This window comes from Xenophilus sp., assembly GCF_044462705.1.
Classification (GTDB): domain Bacteria; phylum Pseudomonadota; class Gammaproteobacteria; order Burkholderiales; family Burkholderiaceae_C; genus Xenophilus; species Xenophilus azovorans.
Genome location: NZ_JBIQNC010000083.1, coordinates 1 through 19,623, shown reverse-complemented (window position 1 = coordinate 19,623; position 19,623 = coordinate 1). Strand labels below are relative to the sequence as shown.

19 protein-coding genes and 1 pseudogene are annotated in these 19,623 nt (G+C 67.4%); 2 read left to right on the top strand and 18 right to left on the bottom strand.

Annotated elements, in window-relative coordinates; genetic code table 11:
- The 18 genes and pseudogenes from ACIY1X_RS13960 to ACIY1X_RS13875 all read right to left on the bottom strand — a co-directional run.
- Positions 1 to 532 (bottom strand): annotated as a pseudogene (locus ACIY1X_RS13960) (hypothetical protein); the annotation flags it as partial.
- Between the two features lie 17 nt (positions 533 to 549).
- The gene (locus ACIY1X_RS13955; protein ID WP_399681353.1) at positions 550 to 4,170 is read right to left on the bottom strand and encodes a hypothetical protein; all 3,621 of its coding nucleotides are present in this window, start codon (positions 4,168 to 4,170) and stop codon (positions 550 to 552) included.
- Between the two features lie 16 nt (positions 4,171 to 4,186).
- Positions 4,187 to 4,594, bottom strand: coding sequence for a hypothetical protein (locus tag ACIY1X_RS13950; RefSeq protein ID WP_399681350.1), 408 nt, complete (start codon positions 4,592 to 4,594; stop codon positions 4,187 to 4,189).
- 27 nt (positions 4,595 to 4,621) lie between these two features.
- Positions 4,622 to 8,620, bottom strand: coding sequence for a tape measure protein (locus tag ACIY1X_RS13945; protein ID WP_399681348.1), 3,999 nt, complete (start codon positions 8,618 to 8,620; stop codon positions 4,622 to 4,624).
- A gap of 1 nt (position 8,621) precedes the next feature.
- Positions 8,622 to 9,266, bottom strand: a complete 645-nt coding sequence (locus tag ACIY1X_RS13940; protein ID WP_399681345.1) for a DUF6441 family protein — start codon at positions 9,264 to 9,266, stop codon at positions 8,622 to 8,624.
- Positions 9,241 to 9,450 (bottom strand): hypothetical protein, encoded by a 210-nt coding sequence (locus ACIY1X_RS13935; protein WP_399681361.1) that lies wholly within the window; start codon positions 9,448 to 9,450, stop codon positions 9,241 to 9,243. The genes ACIY1X_RS13940 and ACIY1X_RS13935 overlap by 26 nt, the downstream gene beginning before the upstream one ends.
- Entirely contained in the window at positions 9,447 to 9,857 is a 411-nt protein-coding gene (locus ACIY1X_RS13930) for a hypothetical protein (RefSeq protein ID WP_399681343.1), read from the bottom strand. Before ACIY1X_RS13930 ends, ACIY1X_RS13935 begins: the two co-directional genes overlap by 4 nt.
- An 8-nt stretch (positions 9,858 to 9,865) precedes the next feature.
- The gene (locus tag ACIY1X_RS13925) at positions 9,866 to 10,618 is read right to left on the bottom strand and encodes a hypothetical protein (RefSeq protein WP_399681341.1); all 753 of its coding nucleotides are present in this window, start codon (positions 10,616 to 10,618) and stop codon (positions 9,866 to 9,868) included.
- Entirely contained in the window at positions 10,615 to 10,830 is a 216-nt protein-coding gene (locus ACIY1X_RS13920) for a hypothetical protein (protein ID WP_399681340.1), read from the bottom strand. The genes ACIY1X_RS13925 and ACIY1X_RS13920 overlap by 4 nt, the downstream gene beginning before the upstream one ends.
- A gap of 5 nt (positions 10,831 to 10,835) precedes the next feature.
- A complete protein-coding gene (locus tag ACIY1X_RS13915; RefSeq protein ID WP_399681338.1) occupies positions 10,836 to 11,282 on the bottom strand; it encodes a hypothetical protein in 447 nt (148 codons plus the stop codon).
- Positions 11,283 to 11,286: 4 nt separating this feature from the next.
- On the bottom strand, positions 11,287 to 11,589 hold the full coding sequence (locus ACIY1X_RS13910) for a hypothetical protein (RefSeq protein WP_399681336.1): 303 nt from the start codon (positions 11,587 to 11,589) through the stop codon (positions 11,287 to 11,289).
- Positions 11,589 to 12,593 carry a major capsid protein gene (locus ACIY1X_RS13905; RefSeq protein WP_399681358.1) on the bottom strand — a complete coding sequence of 335 codons (1,005 nt, stop codon included), beginning with the start codon at positions 12,591 to 12,593 and terminating at the stop codon, positions 11,589 to 11,591. The genes ACIY1X_RS13910 and ACIY1X_RS13905 overlap by 1 nt, the downstream gene beginning before the upstream one ends.
- A 2-nt stretch (positions 12,594 to 12,595) precedes the next feature.
- Positions 12,596 to 12,973, bottom strand: coding sequence for a head decoration protein (locus ACIY1X_RS13900; RefSeq protein WP_399681333.1), 378 nt, complete (start codon positions 12,971 to 12,973; stop codon positions 12,596 to 12,598).
- A 1-nt stretch (position 12,974) separates the two neighbouring features.
- Positions 12,975 to 14,207, bottom strand: a complete 1,233-nt coding sequence (locus ACIY1X_RS13895) for a S49 family peptidase (protein ID WP_399681331.1) — start codon at positions 14,205 to 14,207, stop codon at positions 12,975 to 12,977.
- Between the two features lie 22 nt (positions 14,208 to 14,229).
- Positions 14,230 to 15,744: a phage portal protein gene (locus tag ACIY1X_RS13890; RefSeq protein WP_399681328.1), complete on the bottom strand. Its 1,515-nt coding sequence runs from the start codon at positions 15,742 to 15,744 to the stop codon at positions 14,230 to 14,232.
- Between the two features lies 1 nt (position 15,745).
- A complete protein-coding gene (locus tag ACIY1X_RS13885; RefSeq protein WP_399681326.1) occupies positions 15,746 to 15,949 on the bottom strand; it encodes a phage head-tail joining protein in 204 nt (67 codons plus the stop codon).
- A gap of 22 nt (positions 15,950 to 15,971) precedes the next feature.
- Positions 15,972 to 17,936, bottom strand: a complete 1,965-nt coding sequence (locus ACIY1X_RS13880) for a phage terminase large subunit family protein (RefSeq protein ID WP_399681356.1) — start codon at positions 17,934 to 17,936, stop codon at positions 15,972 to 15,974.
- Positions 17,937 to 17,946: 10 nt separating this feature from the next.
- Positions 17,947 to 18,477, bottom strand: coding sequence for an elements of external origin (locus ACIY1X_RS13875; RefSeq protein WP_399681324.1), 531 nt, complete (start codon positions 18,475 to 18,477; stop codon positions 17,947 to 17,949).
- Between the two features lie 117 nt (positions 18,478 to 18,594).
- Here ACIY1X_RS13875 and ACIY1X_RS13870 point away from each other — a divergent pair, with 117 nt between their 5' ends.
- Positions 18,595 to 18,861, top strand: a complete 267-nt coding sequence (locus ACIY1X_RS13870; protein WP_399681322.1) for a hypothetical protein — start codon at positions 18,595 to 18,597, stop codon at positions 18,859 to 18,861.
- A gap of 76 nt (positions 18,862 to 18,937) precedes the next feature.
- A complete protein-coding gene (locus ACIY1X_RS13865) occupies positions 18,938 to 19,462 on the top strand; it encodes a DUF3489 domain-containing protein (RefSeq protein ID WP_399681319.1) in 525 nt (174 codons plus the stop codon).
- Positions 19,463 to 19,623 lie beyond the last annotated feature (161 nt).

Below are 19,623 nucleotides of genomic sequence, written 5' to 3'. Positions count from 1 at the left end.
ACGGCGCTTGCGCCCCGACGAAGGTGTCGATGTCCGCCATCCCTTCGGCGATGGTCACGCGCCCGAACTTCGCCCAGCTCGTCGTGTAGCCTTCGGGCAGGCTGTCATCCACGCGAAAGAAGTGCCGGTTCGACAGCGGATTCGGGCTGCGGTAGACGCGCTTGTTGGTGCCGGTGAACGCGATCTCGAAACCCAGCGGCGCGATCTTCATCGTGATGCTGGTCTGCGTGGTCGCGGGCGACGCGGGCTCGCCCCCTTCGACATCCACGCGGAAGCTCACCGTGGTCGAGGTGACGGCAATGACCGTGAACTCCCCGTTGTAGGACGGCTGGTCGCAGCCCTCCACCAGCACCACCTGATCGACCGCGAAGCCGTGGCCGGTGCCGATGGTCGCGGTAGCGATACCGCCCACGCGCGCGAGCGCCGTCACCGTCTTGAGGTTGAAGCCGTTGACGAGGCAGGCGTCGAGCAGCGCCGTCAGGCTGCCCCAGTTGTTGGTCAGCACCGGTGCGCCCGCGAAGGCGTTGTGCATCCACTTGACCTTGTTGCTCATGGCGTTTCCTCCGCAGGACGATCCACGTCGCCGCGCACCAGCAAGGTGAAAGAGTCGTTGGTGACGGTCTCCGGCCCTTGCTGGATGGTGCGCACCACCCACACCGGGAACAGCGCGCCGGTGGTGTTGAAGCGCAGCACGTTGCCCGCCGCCCAGCCGGAACCCCAGCCGATGGCGGCCAGCGTGAAATACGGCTTGCCGGTGGCCGGGTTGATCGGCGCGATGTCGCTGCCCGTGGTGCCGGTGGCGATCACGCCGACGTGCTCGCCGATGACGTTGAACGAGGTCGCGTTGGTGAACTGGATCGCCCAGCGTTCGGTGATCGCCCCCGCGTTCGTCACCACGATGGGCGCGAGCACGTCGTTGTAGGTGGCGGTCGCTGCCGAGCCGCTGATGGCGTCGGCGAACGTCCCGTTCCACGACGCCTGATCGAACAGGTTGGAGACGTAGGCGCGCAGATCGCCAGACACCAGCGCCGAGGAGACGTGCGCGCCGACCGGATAGTCGTGGGTGATCTGGCGCGTGAAGGCCAGCCGACCGGAGATCTGCACGTCCGACACCTGCGCCATGTCCTCGATGCGGTGCTCGACGGTGATCGGCTGCACGAGGCCGGTGACCACGCCGAAGGTGACGGTTCCGGCTTCGAGGTCGGCGGTGTAGTCGGTGGTGACGACCGCGCCGTTGCCGTCGAGCACGCGCACGCGCGACAGGCGTTCACGCCCGCAGTCCACGACTTGCCCGCTGGTGGCGGTGAACGGCCCGACCGTGGCGGTGTGGCCGATCACCGCGAAGTCGCCCGCGCGGAAGATCGGCACACGTCCATCTTGCGGTAGCCGCACCGGGTCGAGGCCGATGATGTCGGTGTCCAGTGGCAGGTAGGAATACGCGACCGCGTTGTATTTGATGGTGTCGGCGAACACCGGCACCGGCTTGAAGATCTTGGGAACGCCCTCGATGGTGACCACGGCGTCCGGGTCGTACCAGATCTGGTCTTCGTTGCCCGCCGCCACCACCCACGCGCCGAAGCGCACCCGCACCACACCGGTTTCGTAGTCGATGGTGCCCAGCACGTCGGTGCCGGTGATGTCGCCGTTGTTGTTGGCGCTGACGTTGATCGCTCCGCCCGTGAGCCGCGTGGCGAGGATTTGCAAGCTGGAAGGCCGCACCGGCGAGGCCGGGACGCGGAAGGTCACTTCATCGACCGGCGTGCCGTCGAGCGTGGTGAGCAGGGATTTCAGCGAAACGGCGTTGGAGGCGGCAGGCACCCACGCCGTGACGCTGGCTGCGCCGGTGGCGTAGTTGATGCCGCCCGCCAGCGTCGCCGCACCCGTCACCGGGTTCAGGTCGTAGTAGAGGCTGCCCAGCCGGTCGAAGTAGGTCTTGCCGCCCAGCGTGAAGTTGATGCTGCCGGGCACGATGTTCTCGGCGAAGGTCGGCGTGAGGTCGATGGCCAGCGCACCCGCCGTGAAACTGTCGCTCGACGAGTTGGAGGTGCCTGCCGCGCGGAAGCGCACCTTGACGAGTCCGCCTTCGTCCACTGGCATCGACGCGCCCGCCGTGATGTATTCCCAATGCGAGAACAGGTTGCGGTAGACCGGCACCAGCGCGTTGTTGGCGTTGCGCGTCCAGCCGATGCGGGTGACGCTGTAGCGCGCCACCGGAATCCGCACGGTCGTGTCCGGCACGAAGTGGACGACGCCGGTCGAATAGTTCACCGTGCCGAAGGACGTGCCCTGCGGGTCGCGCAGCACGCCCAAGCCATCGTCCTTGACGATCTTGATCGGATCGACCGGGCGAATGATTTGCAGCTCGGCGGGCGTGGTCGAGATGTATTCGTACAGGTCGATCAGTAGGTTCCACTCCAGCTCGACCGAGCCGGGAATCAGGCCGCCGAACGCGACTTCCACGTCGATGCTGCCGTCGCCGTTGCGCAGCGGCGCGTGGAACTCCTCCTCGTTGGGCGGCCCCCAGGTGTAGGCGACGGCGTAAGTCTGGCCGCCCGCAGGCAGGGTCGTCGGCGTGATCTGGATCAGGCCGGTCTGGTAGTTGATCGTGCCGCTGGCGTTGCCGCCGATGACGCCCTTGCCGTCGTCGGTGGCGCTGCGTGCCGAACCGTCGTTCCAGGTGATCGTGACCGAACCGGGCGTGACACCCGTATTGGCGAGCTGGAACGCGACCGAGGGCGGTGCGATGGTGCTGCTGGCGCGGTTGAAGTAGTTGGCCTTGCCGCCCCAGGCATAGACGATCTCGCTGCCGACGTCCGGCAGCGCGCCCAGCGTCACGGCCACCGTGCCGGTCGTGTAGCTGACAGTGCCGACGCCGTACTCCGGGCTGGCTCCCTTGAGCACGCCCGCGCCGTTGTCGCGCAGGTCATACCACTTGCCCTGCGCGCGGTAGCTGACTTGAATCGTGCCCGGCGCGGGGGGCGGCACGATGGTCAGGATGTAGTTGTAGGAGCGGTTCTCGATGTCCACCCGGATGCCCGCCGTGTCGGCCACGCGGATCGGCGCGGCGGCGGGCCTGAAGGTGATGGTCTTGCTGCCCGAATAGGTCGGCGCGCTCGAAGCCAGTGTGATCTGGCCGCGCCCGTAGTTGACCGTGCCGACCACGGTCGCGCCGGACATCAGGTCGCCGCCGTTGTCGGTGAGCGTCGCGCCGCTGACGCTGATCGACAGCGTGCCCGGCTGGATGGCGTTGCCGACCGAGAGCACGGTCGAGGAATTGAACGCCACCGAGCTGGTGTAGGACACCGTGCCGTTGTCCGATTCGATCAGGGTTTCGGAGGTGCCGCCCGCCGTCAGGTCGAGCAGCGGGGTTTCGGTCTGTGCCGACGGCACGAGCTGGGTGAACACGCTGGAGACGCTGGCGGCGACGTCGCCGATGGTGACCGGCTGGGTGGTCTTGACCACGCCGCAATACTTGGCCGCATCGGCCACCACGGTGTCGCGCGTCTTGGTCTTGCCCAAGGCCATCGTGAACAGCCGCTCCGGCGGCGAGCCGGCGAAGTCGTAGCGCAGCGCGTCGGACAGGTCGCAGGTGACGACGACCGCTTGGTAGTCCTGAATGCTGCTGCCGGAGCCGTAGCTGAAGGTGCGCGTCTCCGACTCGATGCGGGTGATGCGGATGTATTGCGAATATTCGCTGGCCAGCCCTTCGTTCATCACGAGGAACAGAGTTTTGCCGATGGTCGGCAGTTCCGCGCCCACGCGTTGGAACAACTGGATGCTGCGCTGGCCCGCGATGTGGTTCTCCAGCAGGTAGCCGTTCCACATCGATCCCTTGTTGAGGTAGGCCTCGATGCGGTCGCGCGCGTTGGTGCGGCGGTCGAACACCGACTCGGTGGAGAAGATGGTGACGGCGACGCGCGGATCGCCGGGCGGATCGGACACCACGACATTGCCGCCGAGGTAGGTGTCGGTGGTGTCGGTCTGGATGCTGGCGAACACCTTGCGCAGGTTTACGCGCCCGCCCGCGCGATCCAATTCCGAGATGTCGTTGAACAGCGAGTTGCTCGCGCCGTCCACGATGACGTTCGAGGTGGGCGCGCCGCCGCCCTCGGCGACGTCGTCCATCACCTGACTGGCGACCAGCTTCACGTCGCCTGCAAGAATGGGCATGGAACTCTCCGGTGGATCAGATCTGCATCAGCCGCAGGCTGAGGCGGTAGAAATCGGTGTCGGACTGGGCCGGAAAACCCAGCACGGGTTCGGCCTCAATGGCGGTGTCGTTGTGGCGAAAGGCCACCGTGAACACCCGGCCATCGGCCAAGGTCAGTTCGAAGCGGCCACTGCTGGCCGAGAACGGCGCGGCGGCCCAGTGGTGCAAGGTCGCCACGGTTACGCGCGTCACCCACGCCATGTCCGAGGGGCCGACCAGCGTGATCGGGCGGCCCGCCTGCCGTGTGGCCGACTGCACCAACAGCGCGCCGGTGAGCAGGTAGGACACGGAGGCGACGGCGGGCGACCATGCGTGTTCGTCGCTCCACAGCAAGTCGTCGGGCAATGGCAGAGCCACCCCGGTGGCGAGGTTCTTCAGTTGCATCGGTGAACTCGAAAAAGGTCAGGCTCGTCAGGCCGTTCGGGCGCGCGCCGCGTCCAGCAGTTGCAGCAGGCGAGCTTCGTCGCGCCCATCGACGGTGGCGTTGACCTTGTTGCCGCCCGCCGCCAGTTCGACGCGCACGGTGCGCGCAGGCGCGCTGGCCTCGTTCAAGGCCGGGCGCGGCAGGTTCGCGCCGATGGGCGACACCAAGCCGCCGCTGGCGAAGCCCTGCACGCTGGCGAGCGTCCGGCCTGCCAGTGCCTGCGCGGGCGCGGACAGGCTGTTGATGGCCTCGAAGAAGCCTGCGCCCAACCGCGCGACCGCGCTGCGGTTCACCACGAACTCACCCGGTGTGAGCATCGCGGGAACGGTGTCGGACTTCGCCAGACCGCCGCGCGCGAGGAACTGGCCGTCCAGACTCTCCATATAGTCGATCAGCTCGCGTTCGAGGTCTTTGCCGTAGACCAGCGGCTGCGCCATTGCATTGCGCCACGTCCGCTTCGCGCCTTCGACGATGGCGCGCTCGTTGGACGTGAGGGTCTTGGTGGCGACCAGCTTCTCCAGTGCGGCGCGATCCACGGCGGCCTGCTTGCCGTAGTTGCGCATCGTGTCGGACTTCATGTTCAGGCTGACCGCCGCGCCGTACTTGAACTGCACCCAGCTCGTGTACTCGTTCATCCCTTGCAGACCGAGGTCGATCATCTTCAGCGCCTCGACGACATCCCGGTTGCGCTTGGGCGGATCACCGCCGACCGGCCCGCCGAACGCGAAGTGCGCGACGCCCCGGGCGAGGTTCGCCAACCGGCCCGCGCCGTACTTGCGCACCGCCGCTTTGCGCAGCACGAACGCACCGGCGTCCAGCGTGCGCGGCACGGTGTCGTGGTGGCCAGAGCCGGGCACGGTGCCGCCGGACAGACGCGGGAACGCGGGCGCGACCGCGCCGCCGTCGGCAAAGCGGCGCACACCGCCGCCGACCAGCCCGCCCGTGGCGTTGACCTCGACCCGCTGCACGTAGATGGTGTGCGTGCTGGAGGTGTTCGCGCCGTTCAGGCTCATGATCTCCGCGCGCGCCGCGTCGGCGTTGCTGTTGACGATGTGGCGCGATTCCGTCTGGATGCGGTCGAGCGCGCGGATCATCCCGTCCACGTTGGTGATCGCCGCCTGCGCCTTCTCGGTCGCCACCTTCAGCTCGAACTGCGCGTTCTGGTCGGCGTAGGTCTTGAGCCGATCCAGTGCCTCGCGCGCCTTGCTGACGTCGGCATCGACCGGCAGGGTCTTGCCTTCCTTCAGCAGCTGCTCGTATTCCTTGAGCTTCTTCTCCGCTTCCTGCAAGTCGGCTTGGATCTGGAGCAGGTACTGCTTTTCGGCGAGGGCCGCGTCCAGCGCGACCAGCGCCTGATCGAAACGCGAGGTGTCCGCATCGAGCGTCACCTTCAGGCCCGCACTGAGCTTGGCGCTGATCTCGTCGATCTTGGCTTGGGTCTGCGCCAGCGTCTGCGCGATCTGGTCGCGCGCGCTGGTGGCTTCCTGCGCCGCCGTGCGATGGGCGCGGGCTTCGGCATCGAGCGACTGGTTGAGGATGTCCTCGGACTGGCGGATGCGGTCGATGGCATCCGCCACGCCTTGCTTTCCCTGCACCGCCTGCGCATCGGCTTCGCGCGCTTTCTGGGCGGCATCGGCGCGCAGTTGCGCCGCTTGCCGCTCCAGCGCGTCGGCCTGCGCGTATTCCTCGCGCCGCCGCGCCTCGCGCGCCTGCGATTCCAGAAGCGCGGCCTGCGTGACCGCCTGCTCGGACTGCTTGCGCGCTTCCTCGGCGCGCTTGGCCTCGGAGGTCTGCGCGTTGGCCACCTGCGCGGCCATGTCCATCGCCTTCTGCGCGAGCTGCCGGGCCAGCTCCAGTTCGCCGTTGGCCAGCGCCTGACGCGCCTGTTCCTGCATCTCGGCGATCTGCCGCTTGCGATCCTCGGTGGCCTCGTACTCCGTCATGCCCTGACGACGGATGTCGCGGATGCGCTCCTCCGTCGTCATCGACAACTGCCGCTTGGCTTCCTCGATGCGCTGGATTTCGGCCAGATGCCGGTTGGCCTCGGCGTTGAGCGCGTCGATGTGCTGTCGGTATTCGCCCAGCGCCTGCGCCAGCGTCTGCCGCTTGGTGGCGAGGATGTCGTTTTCGACGCGCTGCACGTTGGCAGCGCGCTCGGCCTCGGTCTGGCCCTGCCGCGCCGCCGCGTCGCGCCGCGCCTGCGATTCCTGATCGATCAGTTGCAGGGTGTCTGTCGTGGCCTGACGGCGCAACGTGGTCTGCTGCGTCAGGGCTTCGGTGAGCAGTTGCGTGGACTGCGTGATCTTGGTGGTTTCGGACTGGCGGGTGAGTTCCAGTTCCGCCTTTTCCTGCTCGTAGCGGTTCTTCACCGCCAGCACCTGCTGCGCGAGGCTGGCCTCGACCTGCGCTGACAGCCCCTTGTAGGCTTCGGCCATCTTCGCGGTGGCGTCGCTGACCGTGGCCTGCACCTTGCCGACCGACTGCTCGACTTCGCCGAGACGGCCTTTCAGCTTTTCCAGCGCGGCGTGAACCGCCTCGATGCCGCGCCCGACCGCTTCCTGCGTTCCTTGCCGCACGGCTTCGAGCCGTTTGGCGATTTCCTCGGCGGCGGTCGCGGCGGTGTTCATCGCACCCTTGGCCGCGTTCGCGCCTTCGGCGGCATCGGCGTACATCTCGCCGAAGATGCGGTTCATCTCCGCAAGCCGCTCCTCGTGGCGCTTGGTGGCTTCGGCGATGGTGTCGGAGGAGAACACGGCGGCGAACACCTCCCACTGGAAGCGCAGGTGCTCGATGCCCTTCATCAGCACTTCGACCATGAAGATGCCCGCCTTGCGGACGATCTCGAACTTCTCCGACAGCCACGTCCCGATCTCCCAGCCGATGATGGCCGCGCCGAGCACGCCGAAGGCCACGCGCAGTTTGCCGACCGTGGCGATGGCGTTCGACACCGACAGGTTCGCCGTCGCCCATGCAGCCGCCGTGGTGCTGGCCGCCGTCACCGCCGCCGCGCCCGCCGTCTGCCACGCGATGATCAGCGCCGGTATCAGGCGGTAGACCAGCACCGCGAGGCCGACCTCGGCGATGCGGGTCAGCCACTTCATCACCGTGTCGAGGTTTTCCGCGAGCCAGGTCAGCGCCTGCGCCAGCTTCTCGGTGAAGCCGGTGGATTCGTCGAGGCGGCTGATCCACTGGCCGAAGGCGTTCGACAGCCGCGTGAAGGCTTGGGCGACCGTCTGCGGCAGTTGCGCGTACTCGCTGGCGAGCTTGTCCTTCTGGCTCATCAGCGCGTTGACCACCACGTCGGCGGTCAGCCGTCCTTCCTCGGCCAGCTTGCGCAGCCGTCCGATGGGGACATTCAGGCCGTCGGCCAGCGCCTGCGCCAAGCGCGGGCTGTTCTCGACGACGGAGTTGAATTCCTCGCCGCGCAGCACGCCGGAAGCCAGCGCCTGCCCGAATTGCAGCAGCGCCGACTGCGCCTCGGTCGCCGACGCGCCGGACAGGCGCAGCGCCTGCGAGATGCTTTCGGTGAGCGACAGCGCGTCCTTCTGCTCGCCGCTCAGCATCCGCACGGCCTGCTGGAGCTTGCCGTAGAGCGTGGCCGTCTCCTGAATCGGCACGCCGACGCGCTGGGCGATGGCGAACAGTTCCTTCTGCGCGACCGCGTATTCGCGCTGGCCTGCGGTGGCGAGCTTCAGACGCGCGGACATCATGTTCCACGCATCGGCGATCTGGACGATCTCCTGCACCTTGCCCGCCGCCCAGTTGATGGTCAGGAAGGCCAGCAGTTGCGTCTTGGCCTTGGAGACCTGATCGCCGAAAGCCGAGACTCCGGCCTTGACCTCGGCCATCCCGGCGGCAGCCTTGTCGCCCGCCGTCTTGGCGCTGGAGGACAGCTCGCCCAGACTGCGCTCGGCGGAGGTGATGGCGCGCTTGAGACCCTCGTCCGCGCCTTCGAGCGCGACGAGGACGGAAATCCGGTTCGCCATCTCAGTCCACCGTGCGTAGCTGTTTTTCGATGGCGGACATCAGGCGCGGAATCCGGCCCGCGACGATGCGCTCGACGTTCAGGCGTTTCTTGAGCTGCACGCGCGGCACCAGCACGGCGATGGGCACGTCCGCGCCGCGCTTGAGCCGCTTGATGCCCTCGGCCTTGCGGTGGCGGCGCTTGAAGCCGGAGAGCACGCGGTCGTGTTCTGCGATGTTCTCGGCCATCAGCACGATGTTCCCCTTTGCGTTCTTGATGAAATGGGCGTTGCCGCCGCGCATCAGCTCGGCGATCTGCGCCTTGAAGCGTTTGCGGCCCACGCGCCCGTGCAGTGGAATCAGCATCCGGCCCGCGATCTGGCCGCCGTGCTCGTGGATGCCCGACCACGGGATGCGCGAGCCGACGTAGAGCGCGGGCAAGCGGTTCTTGTCCTTGTCGAGCACCTTCGCGGTGAAGCCCTTGACGAAGGACTTCTTGACCACGGTCATCTGGCTGGCGACGTGGCCGCGCACGTCCTGCTTCAGTTCGGTCGCTTCACTGGCGATGCCGCGCGCAACCGCCTTCTTGACCTTGTCGCGGAACTCGCCGCTCCAGCGGCGCAGTTGCGCTTGGGCGGTCGCGCTATCGATGCGAACCGAGATGCGCATGGTCTTGAAGGTGGTCGAGGGTCTGGTCGAGGTGGCGCGAATTGCCGCGCGTGCCGATGGCGATCAACGAGAGCAGCCGCGCATCACGCGCGGCGTCCTCGCGCGCCGTGGCCGCCGCGAAACCGCGTACCTGCGCCAGCGTGTAGTCGAGGATGTCGGGCAAGCGGTGGCCGTGGGTGATCAGGTGCTGGACGGCGTCGAACCAGCCGTGGCCGTCGCCGCCACTGCGCTCGTCCGTGCGATCAGGCCGCCCATTTCCACGTTCAGGCGCGGCATCACCGTCCGGGTAAAAAAATCGGCGTTGACCTCGATCACCTTGGCAGCCAGCAGGATCGCCTCGTCGGCGTCGAGCGCATCGACCCACGCGCGCGGCTTGCCGATGGCAATAGACACCGCCGTCAGCAGGTCATCGCCGCGCTCGCCGAACAGCGCCAGCCAGTCGATGCCGTCGCCGCCGATCTGCTGCATCACCGGCGTGATCGCGCGCAGGAAGGCAGGCATCTGCCCGACCTTCAGCGGCTTGACGGCGACGGTTTCACCCGCGAGCGTGATCTCGAAGGCTTGCGGAACGAGCTTGTCCAGGTCGCTCATGGCTGGCCTCACAGTTGCACGATGCGACCGAACTGGCCGAGCACCGCGTCGAAGGGTTTGGTGGTGTCTGCCAAGAGCGAGCCTTCCAGCTCGAACTTGTTGTATTCGTCCGAGATGAAGGAGATTTCCTTCAGCGGATCGAAGGCCACGCGGTACAGCTCGACCAGCACCTTCGCGTTGCCCTGCGCGGTGTTGATGCCTTCCAGCCGCAGATACCGCTCCGGCACCGACTGCGTGAAGATGCCGATCTCGGTGGCCGCTCCGTAGGTGTAGGCGGCATTGAAGGGCGCGGTGAGGCCGGTGGTATCCAGAAACTGGAGGGCACCGAAGTCGGTGTCCACCGTGTAGTGCGTGCCCGCCACCAGCGTCGCGGGGGTGCCCGCCGAGTCCGTGACCACCACCGCCGACACCTTCGGGTGGGCGAAGAAGTAGCGGTCACCGATCACCGGCGTCACGCCGCCGATGGGTTCGGCGCTCACCGAGCCGGTGGTGCCAGTGATGTGATTGCCATAGAGCGCCAGCGCGAGGTTTTCCTTCGTGAACTCCTCGATGGTGAGGTTCACGGTGGCGGACTTCTGCTTGACCATGCGGTGGTCGAGCGAACGCTGGCCGGTCTGGCTCTCGTAGTGCTCCAGCACTTCGGTCTTGAGCGAAAGCTTCAGCTCGGCGACGTTGCCGGGCGAGCGCACTTCGATGGGCAGGCCGGTGTCGTCGCGCTTGCCGAGGAAGACGCGGCCCTGAAAACTGGCATAGGTGCTCATGATTTGGATTCCTTGCGTTGAATGGACTTGGCTTCGACGGGCTTGTCACCGTCATCGGGTTGCGGTGGCGCGGCGACGGGCTGGCGGTCGTGGCGCGCGATGCCGTTGGCGATGAGCCAGTCGGCGGTGCCACCATCGACGTCCAGCCGTTCGCCCGCCTCGAAGGCGTTGCCCGCGTGGGTGTGCGGACGGGTCAAGACGATTGAGGTCATGGGTGTCATCCAGTGGTTGAGAGATCGCTGGCCAGCGTCCGGTAGGTGATCGCGTAGCGCGCCGGAATCGCGGCGGCCACCGCGTCGGCGTCTTCCACGTCCCACTCGCATTCCTGTTCGCGGATGCCGAGCGCGAGGCCGCCGAGGTTCCCGTCGGCCAGCAGTGCGGCATGGGCTGCGGTGAGCAGCCGGTCGGCTTCGGTTTCGGGGATGGCGGGCGGCACGGCGCGCGCCAGCGCGACGATGCGGACGGTCAGCACGCGCGTGACGCGGTCGTTGGCGCGTTCGGTGATCGCGTCGAATTCGGGGAACACCACCAGCGCCGGGCATTGCTCCCGGCTGATGGCCACCGTGGGCGAACGGTGCAGCGTGGCTCCGAGCGTTTCCACCGGCGCGCGGACGGCGTCGAGCACCGCGAGCAGAATCCGCTCGCGGATCGAGTTGGCGGACATGGCGTCAGAGCCGGGTGAGCTTGGCGCGCATCTCCGAGCCGTCGCCCACGGCCCGGATGTCGCGTACCTGATAGATCATGCCGCCGATGTCCACCGCGTCGCGCACTGCGAGGCCCACGAAAGCAGAGGCTGGATACGACATCTGGTAGTCGGTGGCCGATGCCAGTCCGTCGAACAGGGTGTCGTCCGGCGCGGAGAAGCCGACCGTGTACGTCTGCACGGGCGAGCCATCCGCAGGCTGCCAGTGGCAGTCGCGCAGCAGACCCGCGTTCGCGGCGGCGGCATAGACCTGTTCGACGAGGCCCATCACGCCACCGTCAGCTTCACCAGCACGCCGGGACGAAGGCACATCGGCAGCGGATTGGACTGCGTGTGCAGATCGGTGCCCCGGTCGAACTTGCGCGGCTCCTGTTTGGCGTACAGCGGCTGGCCGACCGTATTGACGGTTTCGTTGAAATCCGCCGGTGCGAAGTAGGTGCCGAAGGTGTCGATGGTGCCCAGCGGGAAGGCGTGCGCCTCGCCAGCGGCGATGAAGCGGCGCGCGGTGCCGCTGGCATCGGTAGCCTGGCCCCGGTATTCCTCGAAGGTGATGCCGCCGTAGGTGAAGCCGCGCCGGATGTCGTTGATGAGGATCGCGCCGTTCTGCCAGTTCTCGAACGCCTTCTCGACCTTCGCGTGGCCGGTGAGCGCGGCGAAGAACTCCGGCGAACACAGGCAGTGGACACCGTTCATGAACTCGCCCTTGAGGTTGTCCTCGATGGTGGACAGCACCGTGCCGCACTTGGCCTTGACGTTGGTCGTCGACGTGCCCAACTCGAACGACACCGACTGCGGCGTGATGTCGAAGGCATCGAACAGATCGACCAGCTCGCTGCCGTCGGCGTCGAGGATCACGCCCTTGAGCGCGCCCATGCGCAGGTGCTCCAGCGTGATCGCGTGCTTGTTGCGCATGGTCTCCAGATGGCGCGCAATGACACCCGCGACTGTCTCGATTTCGGTTTCCGAACCGAAGGCGCGGATGCCTTGCACTTCCTCCGGCAGCACCACGTCGTCGTGCGGGATGTGCGGCACGACGAAGGAGCGCAGCTTGCGCTTGCCACGCTTGCCGACCGTGCCCGGCGAACCCGGCGGCAACGTCGGCAGCAGGTTGAGCACGCCGTTCATTTCCTCGACGACGATCTGACGCTGGCGCACCGGCTTGGCGGGCATCAGGTTCAGTTCTTCGAGCCGACCGTAACGGTTGGGCAGGATGTTGATGGCGGCGGTCAGCGCGGCCATCGAGAACGCGGGATTGCTGAAGGGGTTGTTCATGGTCAGGCTCCTTGACGGACGAGGACGCCTTCGGCCTTCAGTTGCGTGATGGCGGCGAGCTTTTCGGCGTTGGTGATGGCGTCGGGCCATGCGAGCGCGTGGTCGGCGACGATGGAATGGCGCGCGACGACGAGACCGTCATCGCGGTCGGCAAGCGACGCATCGCAGGCTTGCAGCAATACGGCGGCGGCCACCTGCGTGCCGTCCTCGGCGGACGGGTCGATCTGCTTGTATTTGCCGGACGCGGTGACGACGCCGAGCACCGTGCCCAGTGGCAGGTTCTGGCCGGAGGCGACGGTGACGCGGTCGCGCGAGTAGAGGTTGGGTGCTTCGTACTTGAGCAGGTCGCCCAGATTCAGCGGTTCGACGAGAGCGGGCATTTCAGGACTCCTTCTTGATGGACTGCGCCGCGATCTGTTTGGCGGCGTCGATCAACGGGTTGCTGGCCGCAGGGCGCGCGGCATCGGGTGCGATGCGAGTGGTGATTTCCGGGCTTTCACCGGCGAGCGCCGCCAGCAACTGGCTGCGCACGGCGGCGGGTTTCGCGCCCGCTTCGAGAAAGCCCGCGATCTGGTGGGCGCGACCGGCGAGCGTGCAGATCTGCGCGATTTCGACGGCGTCGGCGACGCTCATCGCGCTGGCGATGGCGGACGGTTGAGGGAGGCTGGCAGCCGCGTCCGTGATGGGCGCGGCGGCAGCCGGTTCTGCGAGATTGGTCATGGAAGACTCCATCGGGTGGTTGCGAAAGAAGCCCGCTTGGGATGCCGAAGCCCCCTGCGTCGGGCGTGGGGAAAGCGATTGCGTGAGCTGCGCGAGTGCGTCATCGAAGCCGCCGACGGCATCGGCAAGGCCAGCGGCGACGGCGTCCGGGCCGAAGAACAAGCCCGCTTCGGTGGCGCGCACCGCGTCGGCATCAAGGGCGCGATGGCGCGCGACCGTCTCGACGAACAGGCCGTAGATGCGATCCACTTCGGCTTGGAGCACCGCGTGCGCGGCGTCCGAGATCGGTTCGTGCGGGTTGAGGTCGTTCTTGTGCCCGCCCGCGAAAACGGCGGTGTAATAAACGCCGTCCTTCGCGTCCTTCACCGACTGATCGACGTGCATGGCGATCACGCCAATCGAGCCGACGCCGCCGGTGCGCGCGACGAACACGCGCGTGGCGGCAGACGCCAATGCGTAGGCCGCCGAGAACGCCGCGTCGTTGGCGACGGCCCAGACGGGCTTGACCTGCGCCGCTGCACGGACGCGGTCGGCCAGGTCGAACACGCCGCCGGATTCGCCGCCCGGCGAATCAACGTCGAGCAGGATCGCGGCGATGTCTGGACTGGCGAGCGCGGCGTCCAGTTGCGCGGCGATGGCGGTGTAGCTGGCGAGGCCCGATTCGGCTTCGAGGCCGGAAGTGCGGCGCACCAGCGTGCCGTGGATCGGGATGACGGCGACCTTGCCAGTGGCCGGTGTCGGCGCGCGCGGCGCGGGCGTGTAGTCCACGGGCGCAGCCAGATCGGTCACGCCGACGCGGGAGCCGAGCACGGCAAGGATGACGTCGAGTTTCGGGCGATGGATCGCCAGCGGCACGCCAAAGAGGCGCGCCGCCAGATGCGGCAGCACGGTCATGGGAATCCTTCGGGGAAAGTGGTCAGGCGGTGGCGTCGCCGCCCGGGGCGTCGGGCGTGATGGCGTTGCGGTTCGGCTCCGCGCTGCCGCCGTCCTTGCTGGTATAGCGAGGGTCGGAGTCGAAGATCAGGCCGAGGCCGTCGGCGCGTTTGTTGTCGGCGGCGATTTCGCGGTCGACGTCTTCGGCGTCATAGCCGTTGGCCGAGATGGCTTCCGAGCGCGACATCAGGCCCGCGCGGATCGCCAGCAGCATGGCCTTGTATTCCTTCTCCGGATCGACCCACTGCCAGCCCTGCGGAATCCACTTCACGGCGAGGTACTGGCGGCGGCGCGCAGGCCCGCCGCGCGCGAAGCCCGGCGCATCGAGCGCGCCCGCGAGCACGGCCTGCTTCATCCACGCCGCCCACACCGGGCGGCACATCTGATGCACCAGCACCGAGTGCTGCACCATCTCGCAGCGGCGGCGGAACTCCAGCAGGCCCGCGCGGATGGACGAGTAGTTCACGCCCGTCAGGTCGCCGGTCAGCTGCTCGTAGGTGATGCCGATGGCGGCGGCCACCGCGCGGAATTGCGTGCGCAGGAACTCCGAATACGAGCCGCCCACGTCCGCCGGATCGGAGAACTTGATGTCCTCGCCCGGCTCCAGAATCTGCAAGGTGCCCGGTTCCAGCCCGGCCAGCGCGATGCCTTCGCCGCTGGCTGCGCCTTCGCCCATCAGGTTGTCTTCCGGGTTCTGGCGCGTGACGAAGCCCGCGAACATCGCGGCGGTCTTCTTGCGCACCAGTTCGGCGTCGTCGTACTGGTCGAGTTCGTTCAACTTGACCAGCGCGCGCGACAGCCACGGCTCGCCGCGAATCTGGCCGGGGCGCAGCACGCGGTAGAGGTGGATGATTTCGCGCGCATCGATGCGCACGGTGTCCATGCCGCCCTGACCGGACATTGGCGCGAAGCGCCCATCCTCCGGATGCGAGCGGTACAGGTGGTAGGCCACGCGCCGACCGAGGTTGTCGAACTCGATGCCGGAGCGCACCACGTTGCCGGACGGCAAATCCGTGTTGAGGTGGATCGGCAGGTGCTCCGGCTCCAGCAGCTGAAGCTGCAAGGGCACGGCCAGTCCATCCTCCGGGCGGCGCGGGCGCAGCCGGATCAGGCATTCGCCGCCTTCGAGCATGGCGCGGCAGGCCAGGGCTTGCAGGCCGTAGAAATCGGTCTGGCCCGCCGCATCGGCTTCCTCCGTCCAGTCGCGCCACAGCGCCTGCACCTCGGCCTTGAAGCCTTCGTCGTCCGACAGGCTCTGCGGCTTGATGCCGGTGCCCACCGCGTTGGCGACGAAGGCTTCCAGCGCCGCCTGCGCCCACGCATTGCGGCGCACGAGGTCGCGGCTCTTGATGCGCAGGTCGTTGCTGGTCGCCAGCAGCGCGGCGACCGCGCCGGGATTGCCCGGCATCCACGCCAGCGAGCGGCGGCCACGTCCTGCCGCCTCATGGATTGGCGATGCGCCGAACAGGCGGCGCACGGTTTGGGAGAACCACGCCATGTCAGAAGCCCTTGCCCGTGGTGACACGGATCTGGCGTTTGGACGTGGCGCTGCCGCGCGCGATCTCGGCCTCGACCGTGCGGATCGCCGCTTGCAGTTCGGCGACGCTGCGGTACTCGACCGTCTTGTCGCCGAAGGTCACACGGCGTTCGCCGGTGGCCAGCGCCTTCTTGAGCGCGTCGAGTTGTACGTTGGTGTAGCTCACGGTGTCCTCATCGGCTTGTCTGTCAGCTGAGCCAGCGGCTCTTGATGACCCGCCTGCCGGAATTGCGGTTGCCAGAAACGGCGAGGCCACCGCTGTGAGTGGCCTCGTCGGGTTGTATCGGTTCGAGCGGCGGTGGATCGTCCGGTGGACGCTCCATGCCGAGTTGCCGCTCCAGTTCGCGCCAGTGGCGCTCCTCGAAACGATCCAGCCCGGCCGCCGCTGCGGCGGCGCGGGCGTAGACGTAGCAGTCGAGCGCCTCGTTGCGCTCGCGCATCTTTTGCCATTCGCGCACGGGGAAGCCGTTGCGGTCGCGGCGGGTGATCAACTGCTCGGCGCAGAGCTGCTGGATGAACTCGGCGTCGATCTTGGGCAGGTGGACGAAGCCTGCGGGGAACGTCGTGGTGACGCCGTCCTCGCCGACGTTGGCCGCTTTGCGCAGGTTGTTGTAGAACTCCAGCTTGGCGATGCCGACCGCGACGGTGAAGACCTTGATGCCGCGGCGCAGCTTCTTGCCATCGCGCGTCATATCGACGGCGGTGGGCGTGCCGATCAGCGCCGCGCCGCGCGCAGCACCTTTGACCGCCATCACCCGCGCATCGCGGCAGGCGCGCACGAAGGCGTAGGCTTCCTGCGTTGCAAAGCCGGTGTCCAGCGCGAAGCGCGCCAAGGGCATCGCCGCGCCGCAGGCGTGCGTCCACTGTTCGCCCAGCAGATCGTTCAACTGCTTCCATACCGTGTCGCGGGCGGTGTCACCCATCAGCACGCGGTGTTCGACCAGCCACGCTTCCTTACCGCGCCCGAAGGCCCAGATCGACGCTTCGATGCGATCCTTCTGCACGTCCGCGCCGCCGACCAGCAGCAGGCCGCCCATCGGCACGCTGCCCAGCCGGTAGTCCTCGCGGCGTTCGACGAGGCGCTGCCAGTCGGGTGCTTCGCCTTCCTCGACCCAGGTCTCACCCAGTTCGGTGTTCTTGAAGGTCTTGATCGCCGCTGCCGATCCGGATTCCTTGCTGACGGCGGCCTCCCACGCGGCGGCGATGTCGCGCCACGCGCGCCAGCCGACCGGGCTGTAGAGCGAGGACAGGTGGAAGCCTGCCGTCTTGCCCGTGCCTTCGGCCATCGCGCGCCATTCGCCGTGTTCGAGCATCCATGTCTTGTGGTGCTCGGCAATCGCGGTGTCGCAGGATTCGCAGACGTAGGCCGCCGTCTCCGGCGCGCCCTTGTCCCAGCGCAGCTGCTCGAAGCGCAGCCACTGCCGGTGCGAGCAATGCGGACATGGCAGGAAGTAGCGGCGCTGGTCGCTGGCCTCGTACTCGCGCTCGATGGCCGAGGCTCCGGCAATCGTCGGCGTGGAGACGATGAAAATCTTGCGCCGCGCGAAGGTGCGCGTGCGTGCCTCCGCCAGCGAGATCGCATCGCCTTCGCCCTCGACGTCCAGCGGGTAGCCATCCACCTCGTCGAGGAACAGATAGCGCACCGGCATCGAGCGCAGGCCGACGGCGCTGTTCGCGCCGGTCATCACCAGCACGCCGCCGCGAAACTCCTTCGCCAGAATCGTGTTGCCCGAATCGCGCGAGCGCGCCGGAGCGATCAGCTCGGCCAGCACGCCCGATTCCTCGATCAGCGGGTCGATGCGCTGCTTGCTGTTGCGCTTGGCCATCTCCACCGTCGGCCACACGGCCATCATCGGCCCCGGCGCGTGGTAGATGACGTAGCCGATCCAGTTCGATCCCATCTCGGTCGCGCCGAGCTGCGCGGCCTTCATGAACACCACGCGCTCGACCGGCGAGGTCGGCGACAGGCAATCCATGATGGCTTTCAGGTACGGCGTGCGGCTGGTGCGCCAGCGGCCAGGCTCGGCGGACGCCTTGCTGGACAGCATCCGGTGCCGATCCGACCATTCCGACACGGTCAGCAGCGGGTCGGGCGTCAAGCCTTCGCGCCACGCGCGCGCGATTTCGGCAGCGCCTTCGTAGTCGATGTCCATCAGTCCCCGGTCAATCAACCCTTGGGCGCAGATCGCCCAGTTCCTGCAAGTGCTCGCGCACGGCGGCCTCCAGCGCGACGTGCATCGTGTGCGGGTCGACCGCAAGCCGCGCGGCCATCTGCGCCGAGACACGCGCGGGCCAGTTCAGCCACGCATCGCGTTCCGCGCGCGCCAGCTTGAAGACGTGGGCGATGGCCTGATTGCGGTCGACCAGCTCACCCTTGAGCCGCGCCAGCCGCACCTTGTTGGTCTGCGCCTTGACGACCTCGTTGACGGTGCGCGCCTGAAGCAGCGACGCGCCACCTGCGGGCAGCGCGCCCTGGCCGTCGCCCGCAGGTTCGGGCGGGACGGCCACGCGCACGGGCTTCGTCCGCGTACCGCTGCGCGGCGCTTCGGTATTGCGCGCCCATTCCGCATCGGCGCGCTCCGGGTCAACGGTTCCGTCGGCCTCCGGCGTGATGCGTCCAGCGGCGATGGCCTTGCGCACCGCCGTGTCGGTTACGCCACGGTGACGCGCATAGGCGCGAATCGAGAGTCCCATCGGCACCTTCTTCAATCATTTGTCGGATGGCTCCTGTGCGAGCAGAAAGAGCTTGGCTTCCATCGGGAACAGCGCGTTCATCACGTCATGCCATCAACCACGTCGAAAGGACGACCCATGAACAAGCCAGCCCCTGAAACCCTCGCCGTCAAGCTCGCCGAAGCCGCGATGACGGTCTTGGTGCGCGCCTGCCGCAACGAAGTCGCTGCCGCCAGCAACGACCAACTTGAAGCAGCCTGTGCATCGATGCGCGCCCGCGCCAAAACGGTCGTCGATCAACTGCTGGACGACGCGCGGAACGCGCCGTGGATCGCGGAAACCGCGTTCCACGCCGCCGCCCTCGAACTGGCCGAAGCGGGCATCTCGTCGCTGCGCGGGCGCTGAAGCAGAAAGAGCTTGGCTTCACTGGCGAACAGCGCGTTCATCACGATCCCAATCAACCACTGCACAGGAGCAAACCATGAGTACCACGCAACTCACCCCGGCCCAGCACGCCATCCTCGCCAAGGCCATCAACACCAGCGGCGGCAAGATCGAGTGGTTCCCCGACAACGTCAAAGGCGGCGCGCGCAAGAAAGTGCTAGAAGGCATGTTCAACCGCGCCCTCATCACGCCCGATGGCGAAGGCTGGCGCGTCGCCGCCGAGGGCTACGACGCGCTGGGCATGCCACGCCCCGGCAGCAAGCCCGCGAAGGCTTTGCCGGAAGTCGATCCCGAACTGGACGCCGTCGTCACCGCCGCCGAAGCGACGTGGGCCAAAGGCGACAAGCCCGCGACGCGCACCCGCGAAAACAGCAAGCAGGCCGAAGTCATCCGGATGCTCCAGCGTCCAGAGGGCGCGACCATCAATCAAATCTGCGCCGCCACCGGCTGGCAGGCGCACACCGTGCGCGGCACCTTCGCCGGAGCGTTCAAGAAAAAGCTCGGCCTGACCATCACCTCGGACAAGGCGCAGGGCGGCGAGCGCGTGTACCGCGTGGCGTGAAAAAAGATCGAGCCGGAGGCCAGAAATAGCTTGGCTTCCGGCTCGTATAGCGCGTTACTACAAGCATCGCAACGCACCAACGAAGGAGCACGAAATGCGCAACAACGTAAGCGTCCGGCGAAGTCATCTTGAAAGCGCGGTAGGAGCAAAGGATGCTCGTG